Here is a 23,755-nt window from a genome sequence, read left to right on the forward strand (position 1 = left end):
CCTGGCGCATGACACGCAACGGCGTATTCCCTTCGCGCAGCCAGGTGTGGCGGAACCACTGCTGATAGCCCGGCAACGTCGACGTGATGCGGCAATCAATGCAACGGCGCAGAGCCGGCATCCATGACGTTATTGCGCGTTGCGCTCCTTGATGCGTTTCAGTTGCGCCGACTGGTAAGCGCCGAAGGCATCGTTGAACAGGCAGCGTATCAGCGGATCATCGACGATGTCGGCATCCGGCGGCGCACCGTTGATGCGCATGTACATGGACGTCAGCGACTCGCCCAGCGCCAGGCCGGCATACAGTTTGGCGATGGGGATTTCGGTCATCCAGGTCGGCGCCTCTTCGTCTCCGGTGAGCGCGATGTCGTCGCCGTGTATGCGGTAGCGGAACTGCTGCGCCACGCCCGCGTGATCGTAGACCGACAGCTGCCAGATGCAGGGCGTTTCGAAATAGCTGTCCGGCGTCAGCTCCATGTCGCGGTATTTTTCGAGCAGGCCGGTGCGGCAGTAGTCCAGCGCCAGCAAGGTTTGCCCGGCGCTCAGCGGCGCGAAATGGCGGGCAATCTCCGATGTCGGCGGCGGCGTGATGGCGGCGTCGTATTCGTAGTCGACATCCTGCTCGCCGACCGGCAGCACCCACGGCAGCGGCGCGGATGGCGTCAGCGCTTGCGGCGTCAGTTCCACCGACACCGACGGGTTCAGACGCACAATGCCGGCACCCGGCAGCCACGCGCCGACTTCCTGCGCGAACTGGCGATAAGTGATCGGGAACAGCGCGTGGTTGTACCAAGACCACGGCTCCTGCACGAACTGGCAGGAACTCGGCACCACGTAGCGCGGCGCCAGCGCCTGCAGCTGCTCGGGCCACTCCTCCGGCAGCTGCGGTGTGCCGCCCTCCGCGCGCGAAGGCGCGATGACGTCGATCTCACGCATGGTCTGGAAAGGCCACAACACCATGTCCCACGGCGCGTAGGGCTTGAGCTGCTCCAGCGTTTCCGGGTCCATCCACGAATCGACAACGTTGAGCACATTCAGGCCGGCGGCGCGGATGTGGAACATCGAATCGACGTCGGAGTCCAGCGCCTTGCGCGGAATAACCTCGATGGCGCCGACCTGCACCGGCGCATCCACCTTCAGCGGCTGCACGTTGACGAAGCCGAGCGCGCGTATCATCGCGAACAGTTCGTCGAACAGGCAGTAGAGGTAGACCGGCGTATCGCGGTCCAGCAGATCCAGGCTCTCCATCGAGCAGTGGTCGTCATGGAAGTGCGAGATGAACACCGCATCCGGCTTCATCCCGCGTATCTGCGCGTGGTCGAAACGCACATCAGGGAAGGCGTGGCAGTTCCTGCTGAACGGGTTCTCGAAAATCGGATCGAACACGATACGCGTTCCATCGCATTCGAACACATAGCCTGCGTGGAGGATTCTGGATATCTTGAGTGTCATAAGCTGGGCAGGCGGCAACGGGGCCGCGATGATATCGCACTCACACCGAAATGGCAGAGAGACTACGTATCATACGCCTTCCCATTTGCCGCGCCTCCTGCGGCATGGCCTTATTGCGCGTAAATGCTTCCAACTCGGTCTTCAAGGATTGCTGCATCGCTGGATCGTCTTCCAGCCAGGCGAGGGCTTTCGTCGGCCAGTACACCAAGCTTACGGCCGCTGATTTCCATCAGCCAGCAATAAGGTCGCGCTTCATCTGCAAGAAAAAGTGCCGGCGCTATCATTTCTGCCCCCAGGACTGAGGCCCACGTTGAAGCATGCCTCCGAGGACATAACTATGTACCGCATTGATCGAATGCGCAAGCTGCTGGTGTGGCGATCCATTGAAGCGGCAGATGCTTGGGCGACCAGCCACAAATTGACGCGCCGACGGCACGTAGACAAACTCAATGCCATTCCCTGGCGGATAGTAGTGGAGTAACGCACGAACCGATGTCGTGTCGGTAATTCCAATAATGCCGGCGGCCGGTCCTGAGCCGCCGGTTATCGGCCAGCCTGACGCTTTCTCCGCCATTTGATGAACTCAAAAAGTTCACTGTACGGCGAAGTCCTCAATCAGCGTCTGAGCAATTAGACTTCAGCGTCAACTAGCGCAGCGGCGTCGGGTAGCTGGCGGGGCTGGCGTTGCCTTCGGTGTCGATGGCCTGGACGCCGAAGTAGTAGTTGTCCTTCGACAGCGGCACCGTGAACTCGGTGGCCTTGCCGACGAACTGGCTACCCTGCCATTCGGCGGCCGAGGTGTCGCGCCAGACGATGCGGTAGCCCGCCAGGTCCGGCTCGGCATTGGCTTGCCATACCAGCTCGGTATCGTTCTGCAGCTTGGCGGTGCGCACCTGCACCTTGCCCGGTGCGGCAGGCGCCAGTGACAGCGACGACAAGGCCGCCGCGTTCACCCGCGCCACCTGGGCGATGTAGTTGAAGTCGTCATACTGCGGCAGATCGCCGATCAGCACGCCATTCTCGGTGCGGATGTTCTGGTGCTGGTGGTTGAAGTCCTCCGCCGGCTCGGTGAAGCGCAAGGCCGCATAGCCGCGCTCCAGGAACGGCATGTGGTCGCCGCCGCGCAGGTAACGGTCGCGGCGCTGGATGACGTTGACCTTGAACTTCGGCACGTAACGCTCGCCCGCCTCCTTCACCGCCCGTGCCAGCTGGCGCGACAGCGAATCGTTCTCGCCGCCAGTCTGGATCAGCGTGCGCACGGTATCGCTGTTTTCCTTTTGCACCGGCAAGCCTTCGGCGAACAAACGCACTTGCGTGTTGTCGACCTTGCCGTGCTCGTCGCGCGAGCTGCCGATGATGTCGTTGGTGAACATGCCGGCGATGTTCAGGTTCTTTTGCTTGGCCAGCTCGGCCCAGTGCGCCGCGCCCAGCAAGCCCTGCTCTTCCGCCGCCACCGTCATGAAGACCAGCGTGGCGTCGAATTTGTATTTGGCCATCACGCACGCCATTTCCATCACGGCGGCGGTGCCGGAAGCGTCGTCGTTGGCGCCGGGCGCGTCGCCCTTGGCGTCCATGACGTCGGTGTTGCGCGAGTCGTAGTGGCCGCTGACCACGTACATGCGGTCCACCGAAGCGGCCTGCGTGCCCGGCAAGGTCGCCACCACGTTGACGATCTCGGTCGGCCGGCTGATGCGCGCGGAGACCGGCGCGATGTGGCTGTCGAACGCCACCTGCAGGCGCCCGCCCTGGGCCGCGCCGCAGCGCTCCAGCTCGCTCTTGATCCAGCGCCGGGCCGCGCCGATGCCTTCGGTTTCGGAGACAGTGTCCGACATCGTGTGGCGCGTACGGAAGCCGACCAGCTTGTTGATATAGCCTTCGATGCGGGCGGGCGAGATTTCCTTGACGATCTGGTCGATCTGGGCCTGGTGACGAGTGGTGTCAGGGCCGGCCGCAAGGGCTGGCGCGACGGCCAACACGCTCAGGGCCGTCAAGATGAGTGGCTTGCAATGCATCGTCTGTCTCCGGTGAAAAGATCTCAACATCTTCGCATGGATCAACGGCTATTTTTGATCTGGAAACAAAACACAAACAAAAAACCCGCAGCGGTCGGCTGCGGGTTTGGGGGGCGATGAAAAGCTTACTTGGCTGGTGCAGCGGCCGGAGTCGATGCGGCGGCTGCCTTCTCGGCCTTGGCTGCCTTGGCGGCGGCCTTCGCTGCGGCCTTGTCAGCCTTGGCGGCGGCTTTGTCGGCTGCCTTGTCGGCAGCAGGCTTGTCGGCCGCTTTATCGGCGGCCTTGGCGGCCTTGTCAGCCTTGGCTGCCGGAGCTGCCGCAGCGGCTGGCGCACCGTCCAATGGCTTGCCATTCACAACCAGGCCGGCCTGCGACAGCTTGACAGCGCTTTTCTCGCCGATGCCCTTAACCCGCTTCTCGAAATCCGCCCAATCCTTGAAATCGCCTTTTTTGCGCTCTTCCAGGATGGCTTTCGATTTGACCGGGCCGATGCCCTTGACCGAATCCAGCGCAGCAGCATCAGCCTTGTTGACGTCGACCTGCGCGAAAGCGAAGCCCATCGTTGCAATCAGGGTCGCAACTGCCAGCAATATTTTCTTGAACATGTCTCAATCTCCATGGTGGGTGAAAGCAAGGGCGACAACCGCGCCTTGAACACCCTTAACGGCCAACCTCAGCGTCGGTTGACAGATAATCCATGAAGGTTTTGTGACAAGCTTCAAGCGTCGAACAACTCCTCGCGCGTGACCGTCGCCGTACCCAGTTTGCCGACCACGATGCCGCCGGCGCGATTGGCCGTTTGCACCGCTTCGTTCCAGCCGACACCCGCGCCCAGCATGGCGGCCATGGTGGCGATCACCGTGTCGCCCGCGCCGGAAACGTCGAACACCTCGCGCGCCTGCGCCGGCATGTGGAATTGCTCGCCGTCGGTGTACAGGGTCATGCCCTCTTCCGAGCGGGTCAGCAGCAGCGCGTCCAGCTTCAGCTCCGTGCGCAGCGCCTGCGCCTTGGCGGTCAGCTGCTCTTCGCTGTTCCAGCTGCCGACGATGCGCTTCATTTCCGATTTATTCGGCGTCAGCACGGTGGCACCGGCGTAGCGGGTGAAATCGTCACCCTTAGGATCGACCATCACCACCTTGCCGGCGGCGCGCGCCGACGCGATCATGTCGGCCACGTTGACCAGCGAACCCTTGGCGTAATCCGACAGCACGATCACATCGTAATCGGCCAGCAGCGCCTTGAATTGCAGCAGCTTGTCGCGCAACACGGTATCGGTAGGCGCTTCCTCGAAATCGATGCGCACCATCTGCTGCTGGCGGCCAATGACACGCAGCTTGATGATGGTGGAGATGGCGTCGTCGCGCTTCAGGTAGCTGTGGATGCCGCCGCTTTGCAGCATCTGCTCCACTTCATTGCCGGCTTCGTCGGCGCCGACCACGCCCAGCAGGCCGGCGCGCGCGCCCAGCGCCGCAGCATTGCGCGCTACGTTGGCCGCGCCGCCCAGCCGCGCTTCGCGCTTCTCGATGCGGACGATAGGCACCGGCGCTTCCGGCGAAATGCGGCTGACGTCGCCGAACCAGTAACGGTCCAGCATCACATCGCCCACCACCAGGATGCGCACTTGATCCAGTGCAGGTGCTTGATAAGTCGTGACGTTAGTGCTCACAGAAACCTCTTAAACGCGAGTCAGGATGGAACGGCCGATGCCGTGGTATTCAAAGCCTGCTTCAGCCATCACTTCCGGCTCGAACAGATTGCGGCCGTCGAAGATGATGGCTTGCTTCAGCGACGACTTGATGCGGTCGAAGTCCGGGCTGCGGAAGGCCTTCCACTCGGTGACGATCACCAGCGCCTCGGCGGCGGCCAGCGTATCCATCGGGCTGGTGGCGAAGCGGATGCGCGCCATTTCTTCGGCGCTCAGGTCCAGCTCCAGCACGCGCCTGGCTTCCGTCATCGCGACCGGGTCGTACACCGCCACCGTCGCGCCGCCGTCCAGCAGCTGCTTGATCAGTACGCGGGCCGGGGCTTCGCGCATATCGTCGGTGTTCGGCTTGAAGGCCAGGCCCCAGACCGCGAAATGCTTGCCGCTCAAATCTTCGCCGAAGCGCTTGACCACTTTCTGGCCCAGCACCAGCTTCTGCTTGTCGTTGACCGCTTCCACGGCGCGCAGGATCAGCAAGTCCTGGTCGTACTGGCGCGCGGTGCGTTCCAGCGCCTGCACGTCTTTCGGGAAGCAGGAGCCGCCATAGCCGGCGCCGGCGTACAGGAAGCTGTGGCCGATGCGCGGATCGGAGCCGATGCCGTGACGCACCGCTTCAATGTCGGCTCCCACCTGGTCGGCCAGATTGGCCAGCTCGTTCATGAACGAGATGCGGGTCGCCAGCATGGCGTTGGCCGCGTACTTGGTGAACTCGGCCGAGCGCACGTCCATCCAGAAGGTGCGCTCGTGGTTGCGGTTGAACGGCGTGTACAGCTTCTTCATCAGGCCGTGGGCTTTTTCGCCCTCCGGCGTGTTGTCGCAGCCGATGACGATGCGGTCTGGACGCATGAAGTCTTCCACCGCCGCGCCCTCTTTCAGGAACTCGGGATTGGAGACGACGGAGAATTTCGACGCATCGCCGCGCGTGGCCAGCTCGGCCTGCACCGCAGCCTTGACGCGGTCGGCGGTGCCGACCGGCACGGTCGATTTGTCGACGATGACCTTGAACTCGGTCATGTATTTGCCGATGTTCTTGGCGGCGGCCAGCACGTATTGCAGGTCGGCCGAACCGTCTTCGTCCGGCGGCGTGCCGACGGCGATGAATTGCAGGCAACCGTGCGCGACCGAAGCGGCGACGTCGGTGGAGAACTGCAGGCGGCCGGCGGCGCGGTTGCGCGCGACCACTTCTTCCAGGCCCGGCTCGTGGATCGGAATGCCGCCGTTATTGAGCAGATCGATTTTCTTCTGGTCGACGTCGAGGCAGAAAACGTCGTTACCCAGTTCGGCGAGGCAAGCGCCGGTGACGAGGCCTACATAGCCGGTGCCGATGATGGTGATTTTCATGTTGGAGCTCTTTTAATTCATGACGTTGAGTTCTTCGGTGCGGCGCGGCGGGTAAGTCTCCCAACGGCTGCATCCCGGGCACTGCCAGTAGAACTGACGGGCCTTGAAACCACAATGGCTGCACTGATAGCGGGCCAGCTTTTGCGTATAACCGTGCACCAGGTTCTTGACCATCGACAGTTCCGGCACCAGGTTGGCCGGCGCATCCATCAGGCGCGCCTCCAGCAATTTGTCCAGGCCCAGCAGGGTCGGCGTGCGGCGCAGCTCATTGCTGACCAGCTGCTTGGCGGCATCGACGCCGTCCAGCTCCAGCACCGCCTTGTACACCACTTCGATCAGGTCGATCGACGAAGCCTGTTCCAGATAGGATTTCAGCAGGTTGACGCCTTCCTGCGGACGGCCGACCTTGCGGTAGGCATCCATCATGCGTTGCGCCACCAGCGCCGTATGCGGCACGCTGATCTGCTCGACGCGGCGCCAGGTCAGCAGCGCACCTTCGACATCGCCCTGCGCCAGCTGGGCGTCGCCGCTCAGCATGGTGGCGCGCACGTTGACGCGGTCGGCGTGCAGCGACTTGTCCAGCAGCGGCAGCGCCTGCTCCGGATGCATGTGCACCAGCGCGTCCTGCGCCAGCTCGCAGTAGAACTGTGCGATTTCCTTCTGGCGCGAACCGGCGCCCGACTCCTGCAAGCCGATCGCAGCCTCGATGGCGCGCGGCCACTCCTTCTCGCGCTGGAAGATCTCCAGCAGCGCGCGGCGCGCCTGCACGGCGTACTGGCCGCTGACCATGGCGTTGAAGGTTTCCTCGGCACGGTCCAGCAGGCCGGCCTTCAGGTAGTCCATGCCCAGCTCGTACTGCGCGTGTTCCTTCTGCTCCTGCGGCAGGTCGGGACGCGACAGCAGGTTCTGGTGCACGCGGATGGCGCGCTCGGTCTCGCCCCGGCGGCGGAACAGATTCCCCAGCGCGAAGTGCATATCGGCCGTTTCCGGGTCCATGCGGACGATCTCGATGAAGGCGTCGATGGCCTTGTCCGGCTGCTCATTGAGCAGGAAGTTCAAGCCCTTGAAGTAACCGCGCGGCAGCGTGCGCGATTCCGACACCAGTTGACGTATGTCGACGCGCGCGGCGACCCACCCCAGTCCGAAGAAGACCGGGATACCCAATAACCACCAAAGTTCGAATTCCATGCCGGTTTTTTTATTTAATTATTGTGTGTTGACGCTGTCCGGCTGCGGCTGGGCGTTGGCCTGCAGCGCGGTCGATTGCAGCGTGGTGATCGTGGTTTTGTGCTGGTTCGTTTCGCGGCGGTGGCGGAACACGGTCGGCGTCAGTGCCAGTACGCCCAGGAAGGCGCCGGCGACGAAGAAGCCCAGCAGCATCAGGACCAAGGGTCCGTGCAGATCATAGTGAAGGAAGAAATGCAGATCGACTTCCTGCGTGTTCTTCAGGGCAAAGCCAAAAAACAGGACGAAAAGAACGAATCCAATAATCGTGGATATGAATTTCATTAGCCAGGTTTCCTGTTCAGTATTTCTAAAAAAAAGCGGCATCCGTAGACGCCGCTTTTATTTTAACTCATCAGACGCTTCAGTCCTCAATGATCGGTTGCCCGACCATCGCGTCAACCCGCTCGCGCAATTGCTTGCCCGGCTTGAAGTGAGGCACCCGTTTTTCGGGCACCATCACTTTGTCGCCCGACTTCGGATTACGTCCGATACGCGGCGGCCGGCTATTCAGAGCAAAGCTGCCAAAACCGCGGATCTCGATGCGCTGACCGGTCGCCAGGGCGTTGGTCATCGCATCCAGAATGGTCTTGACGGCATACTCCGCATCTTTGGCCACCAGCTGAGAATAACGCTCAGCCAGGCGGTTGATCAACTCGGACTTAGTCATCGACTAGTTCTTAGTTCTTGTTATCGAACTTAGCTTTCAACAGCGCGCCCAGGCTGGTGGTGCCCGAAGCTGCGTTGTTGTCGGTCGCTGCCATCTTCTGCATGGCTTCTGCAGTTTCAGCGCTATCTTTAGCTTTGATCGACAGTTGGATCGAACGTGCTTTGCGGTCGATGTTGATCACCAGAGCTTCGACGGAATCGCCGACTTTCAGGTGGGTGCCAGCATCTTCCACGCGGTCACGCGAGATTTCCGACGCGCGCAGGTAGCCTTCAACTTCTTCGGACAGTTGGATCACGGCGCCTTTAGGCTCAACCGATTTAACGGTGCCGGTTACCAGTGCGCCTTTGTCGTTCATGGCTGCGAAGTTGTTGAATGGGTCGCCTTCCAGTTGCTTAACGCCCAGGGAAACGCGCTCGCGCTCAACGTCGATGGCCAGAACGATGGCTTCCAGTTCGTCACCTTTCTTGAAGCGACGTACGGCTTCTTCGCCGGTTTCGGTCCAGGACAGGTCGGACAGGTGTACCAGGCCGTCGATGTTGCCGGCCAGGCCGATGAACACGCCGAAGTCGGTGATCGACTTGATCGCGCCACGGACTTTATCGCCCTTCTTGTGGGTCACGCCGAAGTCATCCCATGGATTTGCTTTGCACTGTTTCATGCCCAGCGAAATACGGCGACGCTCTTCGTCGATTTCCAGAACCATCACTTCAACTTCGTCGCCCAGCTGGACAACTTTGTTTGGAGCGACGTTTTTGTTGGTCCAGTCCATTTCGGAAACGTGAACCAGGCCTTCGATGCCTTGTTCAACTTCAACGAACGCGCCGTAGTCGGTCAGGTTCGTGACTTTACCGAACAGGCGGGTGCCTTGTGGGTAACGACGGGACAGACCGGTCCAAGGATCGTCGCCCAGTTGCTTAACGCCCAGGGACACACGGTTCTTCTCTTGATCGTACTTCAGAACCTTGGCGGTGATTTCCTGGCCAACGGTCAGCACTTCCGATGGGTGACGCACACGACGCCATGCCAGGTCGGTGATGTGCAGCAGGCCGTCGATACCGCCCAGATCCACGAACGCGCCGTAGTCGGTGATGTTTTTGACGACGCCGGTCACGACCGTGCCTTCTTTCAGCGTTTCCATCAGCTTCTGACGCTCTTCGCCCATCGAAGCTTCGATGACAGCGCGGCGGGACAGAACGACGTTGTTACGCTTGCGGTCCAGTTTGATCACTTTGAATTCGAGGGTTTTGCCTTCGAATGGGGTGGTGTCTTTAACTGGACGGGTGTCAACCAGGGAGCCTGGCAGGAACGCGCGGATGCCGTTGGTCAGAACGGTCAGGCCGCCCTTGACTTTACCATTGACGGTACCGACGACGATTTCGCCCGATTCCATTGCTTTTTCCAGTGCCAGCCACGAAGCCAGACGCTTGGCTTTGTCGCGCGACAGGATGGTATCGCCGAAACCGTTTTCCAGCGATTCGATCGCCACGGAAACGAAGTCGCCTACTTTGACTTCCAGTTCGCCGTGGTCGTTCTTGAATTCTTCAACAGGGATGAATGCTTCCGATTTCAGGCCGGCGTTGACGATCACGAAGTTGTGATCCAGACGAACGACTTCAGCCGAGATCACTTCGCCCGAACGCATGTCTTGACGCGACAGGGACTCTTCGAAGAGGGCTGCAAAACTTTCCATATTAGACATTGTAACTTCCAGGTTACCAACAAGGCTCGCGATATGCGACTTCAGTTGGGTTGAGGTTAATAAACGCCGCAGTCCTCAGAGCGACCGCGACACGTGCTATTTACCGATGGCCGCATACCACTGCAACACCTGGTCGACCGCTTCATCAGCCGTCATTTCCGAGGTGTCGAGCACATGCGCCCCCTCTGCGGGGACCAGCGGCGCGATGGCCCGGTTTGTATCCCGGTCGTCACGCGCCTGCAAATCCATCAGTAGGTCTTCCATATTAGCAGAAAATCCCTTGCCAATCAATTGCTTATATCGGCGCTCCGCGCGGGCCGCCACACTGGCGGTCAAAAACACCTTCAAAGCCGCATGCGGGAAGATCACCGAGCCCATGTCGCGGCCATCGGCGACCACGCCCGGAGCCTTGCGGAAACCCAGTTGCAGCCCCACCAGCGCGTGTCGCACGGAGGGAAATGTTGCAATTTTTGAAGCGGTGTTGCCGACCTCTTCCGCGCGGATGGCGTCGGTGACGTTTTCATGCGACAGGATGATGTCGCCGCCCTGGAAGCTGCATTGCAGGTGCTCGGCCAGCTTGGCCAGCGCATGCTCGTCGGCCAGGTCGGTGCCGCGGCGCAGGGCCGACAGCGCCGTCAAGCGGTACAGGGCGCCGGAATCCAGGTAATGGAAGCCGAGCGTATCGGCAACGCGATGTGCGACCGTGCCCTTGCCGGATGCGGTAGGGCCGTCGATGGTGATGACTGGAATTGCGGAAGTTGCCATTTGTTTTACTTTGCTTATTTTGCTATGGCGGCAAATGCCGCGAAATACTCGGGGAAGGTCTTGCCCACGCACTTGGGATCGTTGATGCGCATGACGTTGCCCTTGCGGGCCGCGCCGTCCAGCGACACCAGCGAGAAGCACATCGCCATGCGGTGGTCGTCATAGGTATCGATGGTAGCAGGCGTGATGACGGCCGGCGGCGTAACCTTGATGTAGTCGCTGCCCTCTTCCACGATGGCGCCGACCTTGCGCAGCTCGGTCGCCATGGCGGCGATGCGGTCGGTTTCCTTGACGCGCCAGCTGGCGATGTTGCGCAGCGTGCTGGTGCCGTCGGCGTACAGCGCGGCGATGGCGATGGTCATGGCGGCGTCGGGGATGTGGTTGAAGTCGGCGTCGATGGCTTTCAATACGCCGTTCGATTTGGCTTCGATCCAGTTGTCGCCCATGGTGATCTGCACGCCCATCTGCTCCAGCGCGGCGGCGAAGCGCACGTCGCCCTGGATGCTGTCCTTGCCCACGCCTTCAACGCGCACCGGGCCGCCGGCAATCGCGCCGGCCGCCAGGAAGTAGGACGCCGACGAAGCGTCGCCCTCGACGTGGATGGCGCCCGGCGACTGGTAGACCTGGCCGGGTTCGATGGTGAAGGATTCCCAGCCGTTCTGCCCGACCGTCACGCCGAAGCGGCGGATCAGGTTCAGCGTGATTTCGATGTAGGGCTTGGAGATCAGCTCGCCGATGACGTCGATGGTGATGGCGTGCTCGCGCGCCATCAGCGGCGCCACCATCAGCAGCGCGGTCAGGAACTGGCTCGACACATCGCCGCGCACCGACAGGCGCTGCGCGTGGATCTTGCCCTGCTTGATGTGCAGCGGCGGGAAGCCCGGGTTGCCGGTGTATTCGACGTTGGTGCCGGCGGCGTTGAGCGCGTCGACCAGGTCGCCGATCGGACGCTCGTGCATACGCGGCACGCCGTGCAGCGTGTAGTCGCCGCCGATGACGGCCAGCGCGGCGGTCAGCGGACGGATCGCGGTGCCGGCGTTGCCCATGAAGAGGTCGGCCGATTTATTCGGCAGCACACCCGCCACGCCCTTGACATGGTGGATGGTGCCGGTGGCGGTTTTCTCTTCGGTCCACTGCACGCCCAGCGAGCGCAGCGCGGCCAGCATCACGGCGGTGTCGTCGGAGGCCAGCAGGTCGACGATGGCGACGTCGCCCTGCGACAGCGCGGACAACAGCAGGATGCGGTTGGAGATGGATTTCGAGCCAGGCAGGCGCACGGCGCCTTGCACATGGGCGACCGTTTGCAGGTCGATATATTCGTGAGTCATGCTGATTTCCTGATTTAGTCTGCCTTGTCTTGCGACGGCGGCGCCTCGGCCGCCTCGATCGCTGTAATCCACTGGTGGCGGGCGCGCTGGGCGTTGTTGTACACGCTCTCCAGTCCTGCCCCGTCGCCGGCGGCGAGACGGGCGCGCAGGCCCGTCAATTGTGCCAGATAGGAATCCAGCTCCGTCAACAATGCCGACTGGTTGGCCAGGCTGATGTCGCGCCACATTTCGGGCGACGATCCGGCGATCCTTGTGAAATCGCGGAAGCCACTGGCCGCATACTGGAACAGTAAATCTGCATGCGGTTTGTTCGCGATGTCGTCCACCAGGGCATACGCCAGCAAATGCGGCAGATGGCTCACGGCGGCAAACACCTTGTCATGTTCTTGCGGCGTCAAACGATGGATGATCGCATCGCAGGCACGCCAGGCGGCGGCCACGCGTTCCACGTCGGCCTCCGCGTTTTCATCCAATGCCGTCAGCACCACCTTCTTGCCGACGTACAGATCGTCGATAGCCGCCTCGGGGCCGTTGGTCTCGCGGCCGGCAATCGGATGGCCCGGTACGAACTGGGCGATCTTGCCGCCCAGCGCGCGCCGCGCCGACGCCACCACGTCGGACTTGGTGCTGCCCGCATCGGTGACGACGGTGCCCGGCTGCAGGTGCGGCGCAATCGCCGCCAGGATAGCCTCGGTCTGCGCCACCGGCGCGGCCAGCAGCACCAGGTCGGCGCCGTCCAGCGCCTCACCCATGTCGCTGCCGATCACGTCGATGATGCCCAGCTCCTGCGCGCGCTTCAGCGAGGCGGCGGAGCGCCCCATGCCGACCACGCTGCCGACGGCGCCGGCCTTCTTCAGCGACCGCGCGAACGATCCGCCGATCAGGCCCACGCCAAAGATGACGACCTTGTTCAGCATGAGCATTACTGCGCCAGTGCCTTGGTCAGCGCCGCGATCAGCACCGCGTTTTCCTGCGGCAGGCCGATGGAGATACGCAGCCATTCCGGCAAGCCGTAGTTACCGACCGGACGCACGATCACGCCCTGCTTCAGCAACGCCAGGTTGACGCGCGCGCCGGCCGCCAGATCGTTGCCGACCTTGACCAGCACGAAGTTACCGTACGACGGCACATACTGCAGGCCCAGCTTGTCGAACGCTTCGGTGAACTGCTGGTAGCCGGCGGCGTTGTTGGTGGCGCTCTGCTTCAGGAAAGCCTTGTCGTTCAGCGCCGCGATGGCCGCAGCCTGCGCCATCGAGTTGACGTTGAACGGCTGGCGGATGCGGTTCATCAGGTCCGTCAGCGCCGGCTGGGCGATGCCGAAGCCCACGCGCAGACCGGCCAGGCCGTAAGCCTTGGAGAAGGTGCGCGACACCAGCAGGTTCGGGTACTTCTTGACCCACTCCGCCGATTCGAACTGGTTTTCTTCAGCCAGGAATTCGTTGTAGGCCTCGTCCAGCACTACCACTACGCCAGCAGGCACCTTATCCAGGAAGGCCTGGATGTCGGCGGCTGGGATGAAGGTGCCGGTCGGGTTGTTCGGGTTGGCGATGAAGACCAGGCGGGTGTCTTCCTGGATCGCGGCCAGCATGGCCGGCAGGTCATGGCCGTAGTCCTTGGCCGGCACCACGATGTGGCGCGCGCCGACGCCCTGGGTCGCCAGCGCGTACACGGCGAACGAATACTGCGAGTACACCACCGACTGGCCGCGCTCGACGAAGGCGTGGGCGGCGATTTCCAGGATGTCGTTGCTGCCGTTGCCCAGCGTGATCCACTCGGCCGGCACGTCGTAGCGCTTGGACAGCGCGCCCTTCAGGTCGAAACCGTTGGCGTCCGGGTAGCGGCCCAGGTCCGCGGCGGCGGCGGTCATCGCCTGCACTGCCGACGGCGGCACGCCGAACGGGTTCTCGTTCGACGCCAGTTTGACGATAGCCTCTTCATCGAGGCCGAATTCGCGCGCGACTTCCGCAATCGGTTTGCCGGCTTGGTAAGGAGCGATAGCGCGGACGTATTCCGGGCCGTAGTTCTTGGACATGGTCTCTCTCTATTGAAGTTACGAATTAGGTCAGGCTGACCGGGTAGGAACCCAGCACCTTGAAGAAGGCTGCATTGCCTTGCAGTTCATCGAGCGCCTTGGTCACGGATTCGTCATGCACATGACCTTCGACGTCGACGTAGAAGTAGTATTCCCAGGTGCCGGTGCGGGCCGGGCGCGATTCGAAGCGCGTCATCGACACATTGTGGCGGGCCAGCGAACCAAGCAGGCGGTAGATGGAGCCCGCCTTGTGCGGCGCGGCCAGCGCCAGCGACGTGCGGTCCTTGCCCGACGGGCCGGCCTGCAGGTGGCCGATCACGGCGAAGCGCGTGCGGTTGTGCGGGTCGTCCTGGATATTGGCCTTGACCGTGCCCAGGCTGTAGCGCACGCCCGCGCGCTCGCCGGCAATCGCGGCGATGGTGTGGTCGTCGCGCGCCATGCGGGCCGCTTCGGCGTTGGACGACACGGCGCGGCGTTCGATCTCAGGGTAGTTGTTGTTCAACCAGATCTGGCACTGCGCCAGCGCCTGCGCGTGGGCGCAGATGGCGGTGACGCCGTCCATATTGCCGGTGCCGGTCAGCAGGCTGTGACGCACGGCGATGGACACCTCGCCGCTGATGGTCAGCGGCGTATGCAGCAGCAGGTCCAGCGTGCGGCCGATGGCGCCTTCGGTCGAATTCTCGACCGGCACCACGCCGAATTCGGCGGTGCCGGCTTCGGTGGCGCGGAACACTTCGTCGATCGACGAGCAAGGCAGCACGTCGACGGCGGTGCCGAACTGCTGGTACACAGCCTGCTCGCTGTAGGTGCCGGCCGGGCCGAGGAAGGCGATGGTGACGCGCTTCTCCAGCGAGCGGCAGGCGGACATGATCTCGCGCCAGATGGTTTGCAGCTCGACGTTGCCCATCGGGCCGGGATTGCGATCGGCCACGCCGCGCAGCACCTGCGCCTCGCGTTCGGGACGGAACACCGGCGCGTTGGTCTCGGCCTTGACGTGGCCGACTTGCTGCGCCACTTTGGCGCGCTGGTTCAACAGGTCGAGGATCTGCGCATCGATGGCGTCGATCTGCTCGCGCAGGGGTGTCAGTTTGTCGTTCATGATGGGTCTATTTTCCGGCGCCTGCACTGGAGGCAAATTCGTTCAAGTAGTCTACGAGCGCTTGCACGCCCTCGATAGGCATCGCGTTGTAGATCGATGCGCGCATACCGCCGACGGACTTGTGGCCCTTCAGTTGCAGCAGGCCGCGCGCTTTGGCGCCGGCCAGGAATGCTTCGTTCTTGCTTTCGTCCTTCAGGTAGAAGGGAACGTTCATGCGCGAGCGGTTGGATTTCGCTACGCGGGTTTCATAAAAATCGCTGGCGTCGAGCGCGTCGTACAGCAGCTTGGCCTTGGCGATGGCGCGGCGCTCCATCTCGGCCACGCCGCCCTGCTGCTTCAGCCACTGGAACACCAGGCCGGCGATGTAGATGCCGTAGGTGGGCGGCGTGTTGTACATCGACTCGTTGTCGGCCACCAGCTTGAAGTCGAACGCCGACGGGCAGGCAGGCAGCGCCTTGCCCAGCAGGTCTTCGCGCACGATGACGATGGTGACGCCGGCCGGGCCGATGTTCTTCTGCGCGCCGGCGAAGATCAAACCGTACTTTGATACGTCGATGCGGCGCGACAGGATGTGCGAGGACATGTCGGCCACCAGCAGCACGCCTTCCTGAGATGCGGGAACACCCGAATCAAAGTCGTACTCGACGCCGTCGATGGTCTCGTTGGTGCACATGTGCAGGTAGGCGGCGCCGGGCGTGAGCTTCCACTCCGATTGCGGCGGCACCGACGTCGCCGACGATGCGGCGACGTTCACGTTGGCGTACTTGGCGGCTTCCTTGATGGACTTGGCCGACCACGAGCCGGTATGAATGAAATCGATGGTCGCTGGCTGCGGCTTGTGGCCGGCGAGGTTCAGCGGGATCAGGGCGTTCTGCGACAGTCCGCCGCCCTGCATGAACAAGATCTTGTAATTGTCCGGTACTGCCAGCAGCTCGCGCAGATCGCGCTCGGCTGCCTTGTAAATCGAAATAAACTCCGGCCCGCGGTGGCTCATCTCCATGACGGACATGCCGCTGCCATGCCAGTCCAGCATTTCGGCAGCGGCTTGCGCCAGCACTTCCTTCGGCAATACGGCAGGGCCGGCGGAGAAGTTGTAGATATGAGTCACGTTGCGGTCCTTATTTTTTGGCGGGTTGTTTCGTCTTCTGCTTTTGTTCCTGCTCCTGCGCCTGCGCCTGCTGGTGCTGCACCTGTTGCTGCTGCATCAGCGGGCCAAGGCGGCGCATCGCGATCGCCTGGCCGATCTGCATGCTCTCGGCGGTCAGCTTGGGCATGGTGGCGAGCATCTTGGCGCCCACCGGCGAGCGGTAGAAGGCGGCGATCTGCTTCAGTTCATCGGCGTTGTAGGTGCGGGCGTACAGCGGCACCGATTCGGCGAGGATCTCGTCGATCATGGCCGGATCGTTGATGGCGCTCTGCAAGGTGCTGATGGCGGGCGGCAGTTCGGCTTCCATCTTGGCCAGCGCCTGCTTCTTCTGTTCCGGCGTGGTCGTCGGGTTGTTCTTGATCGCCGCCTCGGCGCCGGCGCGCATCGACGTGCCGAGGTTTTGCGACATCTGCTGCATCACGCCGGTCATCACCGAGCGCAGGTTCATCGCGTCGAACAGCTCTTGGGCGGCGGCGGTGGACGCGGCGTCGGCCTGCGCGTAGACGGGAGCGGCGCCGATCAGGGCCAGGGAAGTTACCAGCGTTGCCAGGATTTTTTTCATTTTATGGTCTCAAAAAATAAAAACGGGGCCAGCCTTATTGTCGCATTTATCCGCGAAATAAACCTGACCCCGCTGACCCCGGACTCGCATCCGGGGGCGTGTTTGCTAGGACTTACTCAGCTTGAGCTTCGTCTGGCTTGGCGTCGGGGCCCGGTTCCAGCTCGACTTCGTCGATGTCGGTCTCCACCACGCGCTGCAGGCCGGACAGCTTGGTGCCATCCTCCACCGCGATCAGGGTCACGCCCTGGGTGGCGCGGCCCATCTCGCGGATCTCGGCCACGCGGGTGCGAATCAGCACGCCGCCGGTGGTGATCAGCATGATTTCGTCGGTCGAATCGACCAGCGTTGCCGCCACTACCTTGCCGTTACGCTCGGAGGTCTGAATCGCGATCATGCCCTTGGTACCACGGCCATGGCGGGTGTACTCGGTGATCGGAGTACGTTTGCCGAAGCCGTTCTCGGTAGCCGTCAGCACGGACTGCTGCTCGTTTTCCGCCACCAGCAGCGCGATCACGCGCTGGCCTTCGTCCAGGTTCATGCCGCGCACGCCACGGGCATTGCGGCCCATCGGACGCACGTCGTTCTCGTCGAAGCGCACGGCCTTGCCGGCGTCGGAGAACAGCATCACGTCGTGCTCGCCGTCGGTCAGCGCCGCGCCGATCAGGAAGTCGCCCTCGTCCAGGTCGACCGCGATGATGCCGGCCTTGCGCGGATTGCTGAAGTCTTTCAGCGGCGTCTTCTTCACGGTGCCCAGGCTGGTCGACATGAACACGTAGTGGTCTTCAGGGAAGGTGCGGTTATCGCCGGACAGCGGCAGGATAACGGTGATCTTCTCATTGTCCGCCAGCGGGAACATATTGACGATAGGCTTGCCGCGCGAGTTGCGCGAACCTTGCGGCACTTCCCACACCTTGAGCCAGTACATGCGGCCACGGTTGGAGAAGCACAGGATGTAATCGTGCGTGTTGGCGATGAACAGCTGGTCGATCCAGTCTTCCTCTTTGGTCGCCATGGCCTGCTTGCCGCGCCCGCCGCGTTTCTGCGAACGGTATTCGCTGATCGGCTGCGCCTTCATGTAGCCGGTGTGCGACAAGGTCACGACCATGTCCTGCGGCGTGATCAGGTCTTCGGTGCCCAGGTCGGTCGCGTTGTGCTCGATGTTGGAGCGGCGCGGATCCTTCTGCGGGTCGCCGAATTCGTTGACCACGTGGGTCATCTCGTCGGTGATGATGGTGGTCACGCGTTCCGGCTTGGCCAGGATGTCCAGCAGGTCGGCGATTTCCGCCATCACGTCCTTGTACTCGTTGACGATCTTGTCCTGTTCCAGGCCGGTCAGGCGTTGCAGACGCATCTGCAGAATCTCTTGCGCCTGGTCGTCCGACAGACGGTACATGCCGTCAGGCTGGATGCCGTAGTGCTTAGGCAGGTGCTCCGGACGGAACGCCTCGATGCCGCCGACGGTGCTGCCTTCGCTGGTACGGGCCAGCATCTCGCGCACCAGCGACGAATCCCAGGAACGGTCCATCAGGGCGGTTTTCGCCACCGGCGGCGTCGGCGCCGTCTTGATCAGGGCGATGAAGTCGTCGATGTTGGCCAGCGCCACGGCCAGGCCTTCCAGCACGTGGCCGCGCTCGCGCGCCTTGCGCAGCTCGAACACGGTGCGGCGCGTGACCACTTCGCGACGGTGCGACAGGAAGCATTGCAGCATTTCCTTCAGGTTCAGCAGGCGCGGCTGGCCGTCGACCAGGGCCACCATGTTCATGCCGAAAGTGTCTTGCAGCTGGGTCTGTTTGTACAGATTGTTCAGCACCACTTCCGGCACTTCGCCGCGCTTCAGTTCGATGACCACGCGCATGCCCGACTTGTCGGACTCGTCGCGGATGTCGGAAATGCCTTCGAGCTTCTTGTCGCGCACGTTTTCGGCGATGCGTTCCAGCAGCGATTTCTTGTTGACCTGGTACGGCAGCTCGTCAACGATGATGGCGGTGCGGCCGCCGTCCTTGCCGTATTCTTCGTAGTGGGTCTTGGCGCGCATCACCACGCGGCCGCGGCCGGTGCGATAACCGTCGCGCACGCCCGAGACGCCGTAGATCGTGCCGCCGGTCGGGAAGTCCGGCGCAGGGATCAGTTCGATCAGCTCGTCGATCGAGCATTGCGGATTGCGCAGCACGTGCAGCGCGCCGGCGATCACTTCATGCAGGTTGTGCGGCGGGATGTTGGTCGCCATGCCGACCGCGATACCCGACGAGCCGTTGATCAGCAGGTTGGGGATGCGGGTAGGCAGTACCGTCGGCTCTTTTTCCTTGCCGTCGTAGTTGGGCTGGAAGTCGACGGTTTCCTTGTCGATATCGGCCAGCAGCTCGGCGGAGATCTTGTCCAGGCGGCACTCGGTGTAACGCATCGCCGCGGCGCCGTCGCCGTCGACCGAACCGAAGTTACCCTGGCCGTCGACCAGCATGTAGCGCAGCGAGAAATCCTGCGCCATACGGACCAGCGTGTCGTAAATCGACGCGTCGCCGTGCGGGTGGTACTTACCCATCGTCTCGCCCACCACACGGGCGCATTTGACGTAAGGGCGGTTCCACACGTTGTTCATTTCGTGCATCGCGAAGAGGACCCGGCGGTGCACAGGCTTGAGGCCGTCGCGCACGTCCGGCAAGGCGCGGCCGACGATCACGCTCATGGCGTAATCGAGGTAGCTCTTGCGCATCTCTTCTTCGAGGGAAATAGGGATTGTTTCTTTTGCGAATTGATCCATTGGCGGGTCGACTGATCTTTGACTGTGGTTTATCTTTTAAGCAATGTATGCCGCACTTACTGCATTTCTAACGTCGCCCCTCACTACGGACAGGCAAGCGTGCGATTTTAGCATGCGCGCACGGCAACCAGCACAATTCCGGCGGAGCCCCCGCCGCTGCGGGCTGCGCAGCTTGTAACGCCATGTAATATTCATGACACATTACTCAATTATTATCGATAATCACGTTGCAACAAAACAACATTTTGGTCGGAATCAAAAAGGGCTCGTGTTGGACCCTTTTCACGTCCAAAGATAGCTTGTGGCAAAATGGATTAGAAGTTAATTGCTCGTTTCGCAATCGGGAGACAGGCGTGACGCCCCTGCGTGGTAGAATTCGCCCCACGTATCACTACGTCGCGCAGTTTTTCTGCGGATATCACCCCCGAAAGGAAGAAAAATATGAAAAAACTGATTTCTATGTTGGCCATCTCGGCTGCATTCGCCGGCTCGGCCATTGCACAAACCGCGCCAACCGCCCCTCCTTACGCACCTGTTACCCAGGACATCAAGGCAGCAACCCCGAAAAGCGCCTACGTGCAAGATGCACGCGGTGTGATCGCTCGCGATCCATTCGGTCTGTGCTGGCGCACCGGCTACTGGACCCCGGCTGATGCCGTTCCAGGTTGCGATCTGCCGATCTGCAACGAGCCAGAGAAACTGGTTGACGGCAAATGCGTCGCTCCAGCTCCTGTAGCAGCTCCTGCGCCAGTCGCACCAGCAGCCGTTCCAGCACCTAAGCCAGTCGCTCCAGTGCCAACCGCACAAAAAGTCAGCTTCGCAGCGGACGCGTTCTTCGACTTCGACAAAGCCGTTCTGAAACCAGAAGGCAAAGCGAAACTGGACGACGTGACCTCGAAACTGGGTTCGATCAACCTGGAAGTCATCATCGCCGTCGGCCACACCGACTCCGTTGGTAGCGATGAATACAACCAGAAGCTGTCGGTACGCCGCGCTGAAGCCGTCAAAGCCTACATCATCTCCAAAGGCGTTGAAGCTAACCGCGTGTACACCGAAGGCAAAGGCGAGAAACAGCCAGTTGCAGACAACAAAACTGCAGAAGGCCGCGCCAAGAACCGTCGCGTAGAAATCGAAGTAGTCGGCACCAGCAAGTAATTGCTCGTACCGCAGCTTAAGACCCCGCTCCGGCGGGGTTTTTTTTCGTCCCGCGAGTTAAAATAGCGGGCATACCCAACACGATTGCACTCATGAACGCCGATCCATTAGAACTGCAGAAATTTTCCGACCTCGCCCATCGCTGGTGGGACCCGACTTCCGAGTTCCGTCCGCTGCACGAGATTAACCCGCTGCGCCTGGAGTGGATCAACGCGCGCGCGCCGCTGGCCGGCAAGAAGGTGATCGACATCGGCTGCGGCGGCGGCATCCTGAGCGAATCGATGGCGCGCAAGGGCGCCACCGTGACCGGCATCGACCTGTCGGAAAAAGCGCTGAAGGTGGCCGACCTGCACAGCCTGGAATCGGGCGTGGCCGTGCGCTACAAGCTGATCGCCGCCGAAGAGATGGCGGCCCAGGAGGCGGGCCAGTACGACGTCGTCACCTGCATGGAAATGCTGGAGCACGTGCCGGACCCGGGCGCCATCGTGCGCGCCGCCGCCACGCTGGTCAAGCCGGGCGGCCATGTGTTCTTCTCTACGCTGAACCGCAACCCCAAGGCCTACCTGTTCGCCATCCTCGGCGCCGAGTACCTGCTGCGCATGCTGCCCAAGGGCACCCACGACTACGACAAGTTCATCACGCCGTCCGAACTGTCGCAGTTCATCCGCAGCGCCGGCCTCGACGTGCAGGGTTTCAAGGGCATGGGCTACAACCCGCTGACCAAGATCTATTCCCTCAACGACGACACCAGCGTCAACTACCTGGTGGCCACCACCCGTCCGCTGTAAAGAAACCGTTTATGACCCAGATCAATCCTCCGCGCGCCATCCTGTTCGACCTCGACGGCACGCTGGCCGACACCGCCCCCGACCTGGCGGCCGCCGTCAACCTGCTGCGCACCGAGCGCGGCCTGGAACCGACCGCCTACGAACTGCTGCGCCCGACCGCCTCGGCCGGCGCGCGCGGCATGATAGGCGCGGCCTTCGGCCTGAAACCGGAGGACGAGGGTTTCATTCCGCTGCGCGACGGCTTCTTCGCCAACTACCAGGCGGCGATGGCAGTGCACAGCACGCTGTTCCCCGGCATCGTCGAGCTGCTGGCCGGCATCGAGCAGGCCGGGCTGCAATGGGGCATCGTCACCAACAAGCCGGCGCGCTTCACCGATCCGCTGCTGCCGCAGATCGGCCTGGGCCACGCGGGCTGCGCGGTGTCGGGCGACACCACGGCGCACGCCAAGCCCCACCCTGCCCCGCTGTTCGAAGCGGCCGCCCGCCTCGGCCTGGCGCCGGAACAATGCTGGTACGTGGGCGACGACTTGCGCGACATCCAGGCCGGCAAGGCCGCCGGCATGCCGACCATCGCCTGCGGCTGGGGCTACTGCGGCCCGGTCGAACCGCAAGCTTGGCAGGCCGACTACCTGTTCGGCCATCCGTCGGAATTGCTGGCCCTGATGCAGGAATCGTTGTCGGGCAGATCCGAACTGGCCGCGTAAGATTGGCGATTTGGCATTTGATAACGCTAACCGTTGTATAGACGAGTCAATGATATCGCTGCCATTTGAACAGGCACACTAATTGGTTGTTCAACAAGTTGAACTCCGTATAATCGGCGTCGACTGCGTAGTATCACTTACTTCCTGCAAGCCACAACCTCGCTGAATGGAAAGAGAGACAGTCACCACTATCTCAACTTTCCATTCAGGAGCATCATGAATTTTCCTGAGCTGGCTGCCCCAACCTCGCAGCCCAACTCCGAGCAGTACCACGTCCTTCCCCTTCCACCGCTTGAAGCCGGCGCACCGCAAAGCTGGATGGTCAGCGTCGCCGACGCCAAATACCACTGGTACGACCTGGTGGCGGGCTTCCCTGAGACGCCGGACATCCGCGACCCGATCGGCCGCTACCAGCGCCGCATGCAGTTCGAACTGGAGGCGCTGGCGGCCAAGCACCACCTGTTCTTCGCCGTGATCCGGCCGCGCGTGCGCTTCGACATCAAGGGCGCGATCCAGTGGGGCTTCTTCTCGCTCAAGCTGACGCTGCCGCTGCTGATGGGGGCCGACGAGGCCAAGGAAAGCATCACCATCGAGCTCAAGGTGCCGTTCGCGGCCACCATGAAAAAGCCGACCGTGATGCTGACGCCGAACTTCGTCACCCTGAACTGGGGCGGCCTGATCGAGGCGTTCTCCATCCACGACATCCTGCAAAACTATGCCCACGCGCTGAAGATCCCGAGCAAGGTGGTCTACGTCGGCCAGACCCGCGACAACGACGCCCGCCTGGGCAAGGGCCGCCTGCCGGCGCTGCAAAAGCTGCACGCGCAGCACAGCGAGCATTTCGACACGCTGCTGCTGGTGCAGCAGCTGGACGTGCAGGTCAGCTGCGCCGACGGCGATCCGGCCGAAGCGCCGCAGTACGCCGATCCGCTGGCGGCCGACACCCTGCAGGGCGAGCGCATGGACGTGGTGGAAGCGGCCCTGATCCATTATTTCGAAGGCGCCGCCACGCGCAATCATGAGCAGCGCACGCTGCGCGCCGCCCGCCTGGGCGCCGTGCAGGCCGGGCAAAACCTGGCGCAGTTCACCATCGACCTGCAATACCCCGACGCCGGACGCTACAACTACCTGTGCTCCGGGCAGGTGGACAGCGCCAAGCGCCACCTGCTGAGCTGCTTCATCGCCGACGGCCAGGCCAAGGTGGCGCCCCTGCCGCTGCCGCCGCAGGCCAAAGGTGCAAAGGGCTGACAACGAAACGCCAGCGGTGTTACATTGCGTGAAGAATTGTCGCCGCCTCTAGATTGCCATGTGGAAATA

At 62.3% G+C, this 23,755-nt stretch carries 21 protein-coding genes; 4 read left to right on the forward strand and 17 right to left on the reverse strand.

Annotated elements, in window-relative coordinates; translation table 11 throughout:
* Window positions 1-129 precede the first annotated feature (129 nt).
* From GEV01_RS11330 to gyrA, 17 genes are all read right to left on the reverse strand, one after another.
* Window positions 130-1,452: an MBL fold metallo-hydrolase gene (locus GEV01_RS11330; RefSeq protein WP_152804366.1), complete on the reverse strand. Its 1,323-nt coding sequence runs from the start codon at window positions 1,450-1,452 to the stop codon at window positions 130-132.
* A 647-nt stretch (window positions 1,453-2,099) separates the two neighbouring features.
* Window positions 2,100-3,464, reverse strand: a complete 1,365-nt coding sequence (locus GEV01_RS11340; RefSeq protein ID WP_152804370.1) for a M28 family peptidase — start codon at window positions 3,462-3,464, stop codon at window positions 2,100-2,102.
* Window positions 3,465-3,589: 125 nt separating this feature from the next.
* Window positions 3,590-4,069 carry a ComEA family DNA-binding protein gene (locus tag GEV01_RS11345; RefSeq protein WP_152804372.1) on the reverse strand — a complete coding sequence of 160 codons (480 nt, stop codon included), beginning with the start codon at window positions 4,067-4,069 and terminating at the stop codon, window positions 3,590-3,592.
* A 113-nt stretch (window positions 4,070-4,182) separates the two neighbouring features.
* Entirely contained in the window at window positions 4,183-5,130 is a 948-nt protein-coding gene (gene rfaE1 / locus GEV01_RS11350) for a D-glycero-beta-D-manno-heptose-7-phosphate kinase (RefSeq protein WP_328595490.1), read from the reverse strand.
* 9 nt (window positions 5,131-5,139) lie between these two features.
* On the reverse strand, window positions 5,140-6,507 hold the full coding sequence (locus GEV01_RS11355) for a UDP-glucose dehydrogenase family protein (RefSeq protein ID WP_152804374.1): 1,368 nt from the start codon (window positions 6,505-6,507) through the stop codon (window positions 5,140-5,142).
* A 12-nt stretch (window positions 6,508-6,519) separates the two neighbouring features.
* Window positions 6,520-7,695 (reverse strand): lipopolysaccharide assembly protein LapB, encoded by a 1,176-nt coding sequence (lapB, locus tag GEV01_RS11360; RefSeq protein WP_152804376.1) that lies wholly within the window; start codon window positions 7,693-7,695, stop codon window positions 6,520-6,522.
* An 18-nt stretch (window positions 7,696-7,713) separates the two neighbouring features.
* A complete protein-coding gene (locus tag GEV01_RS11365; RefSeq protein ID WP_008446217.1) occupies window positions 7,714-8,016 on the reverse strand; it encodes a LapA family protein in 303 nt (100 codons plus the stop codon).
* A gap of 79 nt (window positions 8,017-8,095) precedes the next feature.
* Window positions 8,096-8,401, reverse strand: a complete 306-nt coding sequence (locus GEV01_RS11370; protein WP_008446215.1) for an integration host factor subunit beta — start codon at window positions 8,399-8,401, stop codon at window positions 8,096-8,098.
* Between the two features lie 10 nt (window positions 8,402-8,411).
* Window positions 8,412-10,091, reverse strand: a complete 1,680-nt coding sequence (rpsA, locus tag GEV01_RS11375; RefSeq protein ID WP_043479897.1) for a 30S ribosomal protein S1 — start codon at window positions 10,089-10,091, stop codon at window positions 8,412-8,414.
* Window positions 10,092-10,196: 105 nt separating this feature from the next.
* Window positions 10,197-10,865 carry a (d)CMP kinase gene (gene cmk / locus GEV01_RS11380; RefSeq protein WP_152804378.1) on the reverse strand — a complete coding sequence of 223 codons (669 nt, stop codon included), beginning with the start codon at window positions 10,863-10,865 and terminating at the stop codon, window positions 10,197-10,199.
* A gap of 14 nt (window positions 10,866-10,879) precedes the next feature.
* On the reverse strand, window positions 10,880-12,193 hold the full coding sequence (gene aroA / locus GEV01_RS11385) for a 3-phosphoshikimate 1-carboxyvinyltransferase (RefSeq protein WP_152804380.1): 1,314 nt from the start codon (window positions 12,191-12,193) through the stop codon (window positions 10,880-10,882).
* A 14-nt stretch (window positions 12,194-12,207) separates the two neighbouring features.
* Entirely contained in the window at window positions 12,208-13,110 is a 903-nt protein-coding gene (locus tag GEV01_RS11390; RefSeq protein WP_175023059.1) for a prephenate dehydrogenase, read from the reverse strand.
* 5 nt (window positions 13,111-13,115) lie between these two features.
* A complete protein-coding gene (hisC, locus tag GEV01_RS11395; RefSeq protein ID WP_070269947.1) occupies window positions 13,116-14,225 on the reverse strand; it encodes a histidinol-phosphate transaminase in 1,110 nt (369 codons plus the stop codon).
* A 25-nt stretch (window positions 14,226-14,250) separates the two neighbouring features.
* Complete coding sequence (gene pheA / locus GEV01_RS11400) at window positions 14,251-15,324, reverse strand: prephenate dehydratase (RefSeq protein ID WP_152804382.1); 1,074 nt, start codon at window positions 15,322-15,324, stop codon at window positions 14,251-14,253.
* A 7-nt stretch (window positions 15,325-15,331) separates the two neighbouring features.
* Window positions 15,332-16,432, reverse strand: coding sequence for a 3-phosphoserine/phosphohydroxythreonine transaminase (gene serC / locus GEV01_RS11405; protein ID WP_328595491.1), 1,101 nt, complete (start codon window positions 16,430-16,432; stop codon window positions 15,332-15,334).
* Between the two features lie 10 nt (window positions 16,433-16,442).
* A complete protein-coding gene (locus GEV01_RS11410; protein WP_152804384.1) occupies window positions 16,443-17,033 on the reverse strand; it encodes a DUF2059 domain-containing protein in 591 nt (196 codons plus the stop codon).
* Between the two features lie 112 nt (window positions 17,034-17,145).
* Window positions 17,146-19,791 (reverse strand): DNA gyrase subunit A, encoded by a 2,646-nt coding sequence (gyrA, locus tag GEV01_RS11415; RefSeq protein ID WP_152804386.1) that lies wholly within the window; start codon window positions 19,789-19,791, stop codon window positions 17,146-17,148.
* Window positions 19,792-20,232: 441 nt separating this feature from the next.
* Between gyrA and ompA the strand changes: the two genes are divergently transcribed.
* The 4 genes from ompA to GEV01_RS11435 all read left to right on the forward strand — a co-directional run bounded on the left by ompA (window position 20,233) and on the right by GEV01_RS11435 (window position 23,686).
* Window positions 20,233-20,946, forward strand: a complete 714-nt coding sequence (ompA, locus tag GEV01_RS11420) for an outer membrane protein OmpA (RefSeq protein WP_152804388.1) — start codon at window positions 20,233-20,235, stop codon at window positions 20,944-20,946.
* A 92-nt stretch (window positions 20,947-21,038) separates the two neighbouring features.
* Window positions 21,039-21,734: a bifunctional 2-polyprenyl-6-hydroxyphenol methylase/3-demethylubiquinol 3-O-methyltransferase UbiG gene (gene ubiG / locus GEV01_RS11425; protein ID WP_152804390.1), complete on the forward strand. Its 696-nt coding sequence runs from the start codon at window positions 21,039-21,041 to the stop codon at window positions 21,732-21,734.
* 11 nt (window positions 21,735-21,745) lie between these two features.
* The gene (locus GEV01_RS11430; RefSeq protein WP_152804392.1) at window positions 21,746-22,438 is read left to right on the forward strand and encodes an HAD-IA family hydrolase; all 693 of its coding nucleotides are present in this window, start codon (window positions 21,746-21,748) and stop codon (window positions 22,436-22,438) included.
* Window positions 22,439-22,654: 216 nt separating this feature from the next.
* On the forward strand, window positions 22,655-23,686 hold the full coding sequence (locus tag GEV01_RS11435) for a hypothetical protein (protein ID WP_152804394.1): 1,032 nt from the start codon (window positions 22,655-22,657) through the stop codon (window positions 23,684-23,686).
* Window positions 23,687-23,755 lie beyond the last annotated feature (69 nt).

Origin of the sequence: Rugamonas rivuli (assembly GCF_009380165.1) — a bacterium.
In the GTDB taxonomy this organism is placed as follows: domain Bacteria; phylum Pseudomonadota; class Gammaproteobacteria; order Burkholderiales; family Burkholderiaceae_D; genus Rugamonas; species Rugamonas rivuli.

Coding starts and splice junctions, on each gene's coding strand:
- GEV01_RS11330 (WP_152804366.1), bottom strand. CDS start 1,452: ATGACACTCAAGATATCCAGAATCCTCCACGCAGGCTATGTGTTCGAA.
- GEV01_RS11340 (WP_152804370.1), bottom strand. CDS start 3,464: ATGCATTGCAAGCCACTCATCTTGACGGCCCTGAGCGTGTTGGCCGTC.
- GEV01_RS11345 (WP_152804372.1), bottom strand. CDS start 4,069: ATGTTCAAGAAAATATTGCTGGCAGTTGCGACCCTGATTGCAACGATG.
- GEV01_RS11355 (WP_152804374.1), bottom strand. CDS start 6,507: ATGAAAATCACCATCATCGGCACCGGCTATGTAGGCCTCGTCACCGGC.
- lapB (WP_152804376.1), bottom strand. CDS start 7,695: ATGGAATTCGAACTTTGGTGGTTATTGGGTATCCCGGTCTTCTTCGGA.
- GEV01_RS11365 (WP_008446217.1), bottom strand. CDS start 8,016: ATGAAATTCATATCCACGATTATTGGATTCGTTCTTTTCGTCCTGTTT.
- GEV01_RS11370 (WP_008446215.1), bottom strand. CDS start 8,401: ATGACTAAGTCCGAGTTGATCAACCGCCTGGCTGAGCGTTATTCTCAG.
- rpsA (WP_043479897.1), bottom strand. CDS start 10,091: ATGGAAAGTTTTGCAGCCCTCTTCGAAGAGTCCCTGTCGCGTCAAGAC.
- cmk (WP_152804378.1), bottom strand. CDS start 10,865: ATGGCAACTTCCGCAATTCCAGTCATCACCATCGACGGCCCTACCGCA.
- aroA (WP_152804380.1), bottom strand. CDS start 12,193: ATGACTCACGAATATATCGACCTGCAAACGGTCGCCCATGTGCAAGGC.
- GEV01_RS11390 (WP_175023059.1), bottom strand. CDS start 13,110: ATGCTGAACAAGGTCGTCATCTTTGGCGTGGGCCTGATCGGCGGATCG.
- hisC (WP_070269947.1), bottom strand. CDS start 14,225: ATGTCCAAGAACTACGGCCCGGAATACGTCCGCGCTATCGCTCCTTAC.
- pheA (WP_152804382.1), bottom strand. CDS start 15,324: ATGAACGACAAACTGACACCCCTGCGCGAGCAGATCGACGCCATCGAT.
- GEV01_RS11410 (WP_152804384.1), bottom strand. CDS start 17,033: ATGAAAAAAATCCTGGCAACGCTGGTAACTTCCCTGGCCCTGATCGGC.
- gyrA (WP_152804386.1), bottom strand. CDS start 19,791: ATGGATCAATTCGCAAAAGAAACAATCCCTATTTCCCTCGAAGAAGAG.
- ompA (WP_152804388.1), top strand. CDS start 20,233: ATGAAAAAACTGATTTCTATGTTGGCCATCTCGGCTGCATTCGCCGGC.
- ubiG (WP_152804390.1), top strand. CDS start 21,039: ATGAACGCCGATCCATTAGAACTGCAGAAATTTTCCGACCTCGCCCAT.
- GEV01_RS11430 (WP_152804392.1), top strand. CDS start 21,746: ATGACCCAGATCAATCCTCCGCGCGCCATCCTGTTCGACCTCGACGGC.
- GEV01_RS11435 (WP_152804394.1), top strand. CDS start 22,655: ATGAATTTTCCTGAGCTGGCTGCCCCAACCTCGCAGCCCAACTCCGAG.